Consider the following 6,482-nt stretch of genomic DNA (forward strand, 5'->3'; position numbering starts at 1 on the left):
GCATGACCATGACACCGCCTTGCGCATTGCCTCCAGGTCTGGCCACTTGGCTGGACACTCACGCCGAGGCCCTGGACCGTGGCACGCTGGACAGCGACACGCTGCTGCCCGTGCTGGGTGATGCCGGCCTGTTCCGCATCGGTGTGCCGGCCGCCTTGGGCGGTGCGGGCGGCGACGTGCGTGATGCGGTCGAGGCCATTGCCGCCGTGGCAGAGCGCTCGCTCACGGCCGCCTTCGTGTTCTGGGGGCAGCGTGCCTTCATCGAGTACCTGCTGCAAAGCCCCAACCATTCGCTGGCCGAGCGCAGCTTGCCCTCCTTGCTGGAAGCCCGGCAGGCCGGTGCCACGGGCTTGTCCAATGCCATGAAGTTCCTCTCGGGCATTGAGTCACTGCAGATCGAGGCCTGTCCTCAAGCCGACTGCTGGCAACTGAACGGTGGCCTGCATTGGGTCACCAACCTGCGCAAGGCCGGCTTCGTGGTCGCGGCGGCTGTGTCGCGCAGCGATGGGCAGCCTCCGGCCATCGTGGCCCTGGACAGCGGTTGGCCCGGTGTGCAGCGCAGCGATGACCTGGACCTGGTTGCCCTGCGAGGCAGCAACACGGCCGCGCTGCGCATCGACCAGGTGGCCTTGTCCGACGAGCACATCCTGCACATTGATGCGCGCGCCTTCCTGCCCTCGGTGCGTCCCGCCTTTCTGGGGCTGCAATGCGGCATGTCCATCGGCCTCGCCCGTGCTGCCTTGCGTGCGGCCCACGAATCCGGTGCGGCACGCCATGGCCTGGCCGACGACGTGGCGAATTTGGAGAACAGTCTCGAACAATCCGTGCAGGCCTTGCACCAAGGCCTGGCCGATGGCCGCTTCAAGACCGCTGCCGCGCCGCTGTTCCGCCTGCGCATTGCCTTGGCCGACACCGCCCAGCATGCTGTGGAACAAGAACTGATGGCCAGTGGCGGCCGCGCCTACCTGCAGAGCCATGGTGCGGGGTTTGCGCGGCGCTGGCGCGAAGCGGCCTTCGTGCCCATCGTCACGCCCAGCCTGTCGCAATTGCGCGCCGAGCTGTCCCGGCACGATGCGGCGCAAGGCCTGGCGGCATGAGCGCCCAAGCCCACGCGGCTCTAGCCCGCCCACCTGAAGCAGAGTCGGCCACGTCTGACCAGCGCCCGCCGCCCGCGCTGTCATCTCAGGGCCTGGCGTTTCATCACCGCGGCGCCGGGGCCCCTGTGTTCAGCGGCGTGGACCTGGCCGTGCGTCCGCACGAAATCGTGGCCTTGCTGGGTGGCAGTGGTTGCGGCAAATCCACCTTGCTGCGCGTGCTGGCCGGCCTTGAATCCCCGGCTGCCGGCAGTGTGTCCTTCCTCGGGCAGGCGTTGACAAGTCCGCACCCTCGCGCCGCGTTGGTCTTTCAGCAGGCCAGCCTGCTGCCCTGGCTGGATGTGCGCGGCAACGTGGGTTTTGGTCTGGACTTCAAGCACCAGCCAGTGTTGAGCAAGTCAGAGCGGGCGCTGCGCATCGCCCAGGCCATCGAGGCCGTGGGCTTGTCGGCCCATGCGCGGGCCTTCCCCTCCAGCCTGTCGGGCGGCATGGCGCAGCGCGTGGCCTTGGCCCGCGCCCTGGCGCGCGAGCCTGCCTTGCTCTTTGCCGACGAGCCCTTCTCGGCGCTCGATGCCATCACCCGTGCCGAGATGCAGACCCTGCTGGTGCGCCTGGTTCACCGGTGGCAGGCCGCTGTGCTGCTTGTCACCCATGACATCGATGAAGCCCTGCAGGTGGCAGACCGCATTGTGCTGATGGGGCAGGGATGTGGCCCANCAGGTGGCAGACCGCATTGTGCTGATGGGGCAGGGATGTGGCCCAGGCGCAGGGCAGGGCGCTGCCACCCTGGTGCGCAGCTGGTCGCTGAACCTGCCGCATCCCCGTGATCCACATGCCCCCGAGAGCGCCGCCTTGCGGCTGGACATCCTATCGGCCCTGCAGCAGTTGCGCCCGCAGGCCACCTGACAAATCCCGGAGACCCCTGAATGACACAACCCGATCCGAAAGCCGCCCGCCAGGGCCTGCACCTGTGCCTGTCGTCCGATTGTGATTGCGGCTTGAGCCGACGCGATGTGCTGCGCCTGTCGGCCTTGACCGCTGCCGGTGCCGCCTCCCTGTTGCTCAAGGCCGGTGATGCCCGCGCCCAGGCCTTCAAGGGCGACGACCAGCCCGTGAAGATCGGCTACCTGCCCATCACCGACGCTACGCCCTTGCTGGTGGCCCATGGTCGCAAGCTCTTCGAGGCTGAAGGCCTGAAGACGGAAACCCCGCGCATGTTCCGCAGCTGGGCCCAGATCGTCGAGGCCTTCGTGGCCGGCCAGGTCAATGTCATCCATCTGCTGTCGCCCGCCACCTTGTGGGTGCGCTATGGATCACGCTTCCCGGCCAAGGTGGTGGCCTGGAACCACGTCAATGGCTCGGCCCTCACCGTGGCACCGGCCATCAACACCGTGGCGGACCTGGGCGGCAAGACCGTGGCCATCCCGTTCTGGTACTCGGTGCACAACGTGCTGCTGCAGCAACTGTTGCGCGCCCAGGGCCTGGAAGCCGTGGCCAAGCCGCGTGATGCCGCCCTGGGCCCTCGCGAAGTCAACCTGATCGTGCTGCCACCGGCCGAGATGGTGTCGGCGCTGGCCAGCAAGGCCATCGCCGGCTTCATCGTGGCCGAGCCCTTCAATGCCGCGGCCGAGCAACTGGGCGTGGGCAAGATCCTGCGCTTCTCGGGCGATGTCTGGCAGAACCATGCCTGCTGCGTCACCTTCCTGGCCGAGCGGGATCTGAATGACAAGCCGGAGTGGTCCCAACGCGTCACCAACGCGCTGGTGAAAGCGCAGCTGTGGACACGCAACAACCAGCTCGACACGGCCCGCCTGCTGTCGGCCGAAGGGGCCCAGCGCTACACGCCGCACAACCTGCGTGTGCTGAGCAAGGTGCTGGCCACCTCCGATTACAGCGGCTACGAAGCCAGCGGCATCGTGCGCCACAGGAACTGGGCACAGCGCCGCATCGACTTCCAGCCTTATCCCTTTCCCTCGTACACGCAGGAGCTGGTGCGGGCCCTGCGCCAGACCCGTGTGGAGGGCGAGGCCGGCTTCCTGGCCAAGCTGGACCCGGCCTTCGCTGCGCGAGACCTGGTGGACGACCGCTTCGTGCGCAAGGCGCTGGCCGCCGTTGGCGGGCCGGGTGTGTTCGGGCTGCCCGCATCATTGACGCGCAGTGAAGTGGTGGCCGTGTGATCCTGACCCGAATCGCATGGCCGCTGTTGGGGCTGGGATCGGCCGTGCTGCTCTGGGCCCTGGGTGTGCAGGTGCTGCACGAACGCACACCCATCGCGGGGGCCTTCGCGCCTTGGCCCGCAGCGCAGGCTTTGTGGGCGCTGCTGGCCGACGGACGTCTGTGGCCGCACACGGTGCTCAGCCTGCAGCGCGTGGCTGTGGGCCTGTTGTCTGCCGTGGCCGTGGGGGTGCCCCTGGGCTTGCTGATAGGCACATGGCGCCCCTTTGCACAAGCCGCCACGCCGCTGTTCCAACTGCTGCGCATGGTCTCCCCCCTGTCATGGATGCCGTTGGCGGTGATGGTGCTGGGCGTGGGTGACGCACCTGTGTACTTCTTGCTGGCCTTTGCGGCCGTGTGGCCGGTGATGCTCAACACCGCTGCGGGTGTGGCCCAGCTCAATCCCCACTGGCTGCTGCTGGCCCGCAGCCTGTCGGCCACCCGCTGGGAAGTGGCCTGTCGGGTGATCCTGCCCGGCATCACGGCGCACATCCTGATCGGCGTGCGCCTGGCCATCGGGCTGATCTGGATCGTGCTGGTGCCGGCGGAGATGCTGGGCGTGTCTGCCGGGCTGGGGTACTACATCCTGGACACGCGCGATCGGCTGGCCTATGACGAGCTGATGGCCGTGATCCTGTTCATTGGCGCGCTGGGCTATGCGCTGGACACACTGGCGCGGACGGTGCATGCACGCTGGAGCCACTAGCCTAAACTGCAGGGCTCTGTGATTCACCGCCCGCGCATACGCAATGCCTTCTCGCCACGTTGACGCCAACTACCGATTCATCGCGGCCTCCAACGAGCTGAACGCCCGCATCGCGCAGCGGCAGCAGGCCTTGTCCTTGTACATCACCCTGCTGCTGGGACTGCTGGCCGCGCTGGTGGCTTTTCGGCCCGAGGCAGGGCAGCGCGTGCCGGTGGAGTGGCTGGTGCTGGGCTTCCCGGTGGCCTCGCTGTGCCTGGTCTTTCTGAACTACAAGGCCGAGCGCGCGTTGACCAACTTGCGCCACTTCCTGGCGACCCTGGAAAGCATCGACAACGCCGATGGCTCGCTGCCCGGCTACAACACCGATGCGCGCTGGGCCCAGGGCGCCAACCGGGCCAGGCGCTTCCACGACTACACCGGCGCCATGCTGGTGGCGGCGGGCAACGCCGTGGCCCTGGGTGCTTTGCTGCGTATCTACCCCCAACAGGCCAGCCTGGATGCGCCCGTGGTCTGGATCACCGTGGTGGTGGCCGTGGGGTGCGTGGTGGCCTTGCTGTGGACCTCGCGCCTGAGCTATCGACCTGCCGCCTGAGGTGTGCCAGCCTAGGGTGGTCGCCTCCCTGCCTCCCTTGTCTTAGGGCTTTGCCCGCGTTTCGGGCATGGGCATCATGACCAGGTGCTTCTGGACATCAGACAAGGGGGGGTGACATGGGCGTGCCTTATGACGAGCGTTTTTGCAGGCCTTATGGGCTGGAAGGCCTGTTCCACCGGCCGATCGATCCGACCCGGGGCTTCAAGTACGTGGTGGATCCGTCCACCGGTCTTGCCCGGGAGGTGACCGGCACCATCGATGCGGAAGTGCGCCTGCTGGCCGCCATCGCCTATGGCGAGGGCTCAACCGCGGACGTCGAGGATGAAATCGCCGGGATCGCCCACGCCGTGGTGAACCGGGCCAAGGCCTGGGGCAACAAGAAGGTGTCGGCGGTGGTGGCGGGGGATCCCAATTACACCTACGCCGCCAATGGCAAGAACGACCGGTTCAACGTGCTCAAGGCGGCCAGCCTGGCGGCCATCAACAAGTCCAAGGGCATGCGCATCGCCATCAATGCTGCGCGTGAGGCCTTGGCTGGGCAGGGGCACGACACGTCCAACGATGCCTACTGGTGGGATGGCATCGACCTGAAGGACAAGAAATCCTTCAATCCGCGGATCCAGCACGGCTTCAAATACGGAGAGCCTGAGCACAACATCTTCGACATGGATGAAATCACGAAACCTGTGGTGACCTACTGGCAGGCCAAGAACCCCAAGACCGGGCAGCTCGAGAACACGAAAGAGCGCGGGCGTTACGATTGCGTCTATCGGTCCACCGCGGCGCATGGCAAGACCATTTTCTGGCGCTACACGCCCGAGTATGTGGCCGCCACAGGGGGCAAGGAGTACAAGTGAGCAAGGCGCCTGCGCATCCGGTTCTGGCCGCGCTGATCATCCAGTTGGCCTGGCTGCCAGGTGGGCAGCCGCGGGCAGCCGAGGTGCTGGACAGCGCCGCGTTCTATGCCCGCCACCCGGGGCAACTGTTCAGGGACACCGAGCCAGTCGACATGACGGTGGGCTTCCTGGAGGGGCAGGAGACGCCTTATCAGACCTGGGAAGGCCTGGTGGCGGGCAAGAAGGTCTATGTGGAGCTGCACGGGACGCAGCTCAAGGTCAAGGTGGGCCCGCGGTGGATCGAGCGCAGCTTGCAAGGCGCCATCAGGATGCCTGCAGAAGCCATGACGGCTCTGGATGCGCGCGGCACCGAACTGTATGTCCGGGCCGGTGCTGCCGGCAGGCCGAGTGTCTTGTGTCTCGAATCATTGCGGCCTGACGCCCAGCAGGCCGTGCCTTTGCGCAGTGTGTACGTGGTGCCGAACCTGCTGTCGCCGTCTGCACGTCTGTATCAGCTGCCGGCGCTGTACGCCGCCTGCAGGGGCCTGGCGCAGACTGAGGGGCGGCCTGGCGAGGTCGAGGCCCCCGTCTGGACCCCCGCGGACCAGAGCAAGCCCAAGGGCTTCGCTATCCGCTATCACAGGCTCGTCAAGAGGGGCTTCATGCCTACGGGGCTGACCTTCAGCGCCGTGTCGGTGGGCGATCAGTTGGACGAGTTCAGGGTCTCAAAGCCCTGAGAGCCGGGCGGAAGTCTCAGGAAAGACGCCCCGCAACGGGCCCCGGCCTCTTCCTCACGACTGTGTATTCGTTTTCCGCATATTCAATGCCGTTTCCATTCGTTCCGTGTTGGTTGCAGCTTTCTTACAGTTGCTTCATCCGATCAACAACGATCCCCAACCGGAAGTCTGGAACAAGCAATGAGCCGTCAAAGCACCCTCCGCCGCACTCTGTTTTCGTGGGCCCTGAGCACCGTGGCCGTGGCCGCCACCCTCGGCGCCGTGGCCCCCACGATCGCTGCCGCCAAGGACGTCACGCTGCTG

Annotated in this window: 6 protein-coding genes and 1 pseudogene; all 7 read left to right on the forward strand. The window is 66.6% G+C overall.

From position 1 onward, the window contains the following. Positions 1-2 precede the first annotated feature (2 nt). A complete protein-coding gene (locus EIP75_RS22815) occupies positions 3-1,097 on the forward strand; it encodes an acyl-CoA dehydrogenase family protein (protein ID WP_199758679.1) in 1,095 nt (364 codons plus the stop codon). Next, positions 1,094-2,000, forward strand: a pseudogene (locus EIP75_RS22820) (ABC transporter ATP-binding protein). Before EIP75_RS22815 ends, EIP75_RS22820 begins: the two are co-directional and overlap by 4 nt. 20 nt (positions 2,001-2,020) lie before the next feature. Then, positions 2,021-3,271, forward strand: a complete 1,251-nt coding sequence (locus EIP75_RS22825; RefSeq protein ID WP_125245506.1) for an ABC transporter substrate-binding protein — start codon at positions 2,021-2,023, stop codon at positions 3,269-3,271. Then, complete coding sequence (locus EIP75_RS22830; protein ID WP_199758680.1) at positions 3,271-4,014, forward strand: ABC transporter permease; 744 nt, start codon at positions 3,271-3,273, stop codon at positions 4,012-4,014. The genes EIP75_RS22825 and EIP75_RS22830 overlap by 1 nt, the downstream gene beginning before the upstream one ends. A 43-nt stretch (positions 4,015-4,057) precedes the next feature. Beyond that, positions 4,058-4,606, forward strand: a complete 549-nt coding sequence (locus EIP75_RS22835) for a hypothetical protein (RefSeq protein ID WP_125245507.1) — start codon at positions 4,058-4,060, stop codon at positions 4,604-4,606. A gap of 116 nt (positions 4,607-4,722) precedes the next feature. Beyond that, positions 4,723-5,463 (forward strand): cell wall hydrolase, encoded by a 741-nt coding sequence (locus tag EIP75_RS22840; protein ID WP_233585008.1) that lies wholly within the window; start codon positions 4,723-4,725, stop codon positions 5,461-5,463. Continuing rightward, positions 5,460-6,179 carry a hypothetical protein gene (locus tag EIP75_RS22845; protein WP_125245508.1) on the forward strand — a complete coding sequence of 240 codons (720 nt, stop codon included), beginning with the start codon at positions 5,460-5,462 and terminating at the stop codon, positions 6,177-6,179. Before EIP75_RS22840 ends, EIP75_RS22845 begins: the two co-directional genes overlap by 4 nt. The last annotated feature ends 303 nt before the right edge of the window (positions 6,180-6,482 follow it).

It is taken from the genome of Aquabacterium soli (assembly GCF_003933735.1).
Lineage (GTDB): Bacteria > Pseudomonadota > Gammaproteobacteria > Burkholderiales > Burkholderiaceae_C > Aquabacterium > Aquabacterium soli.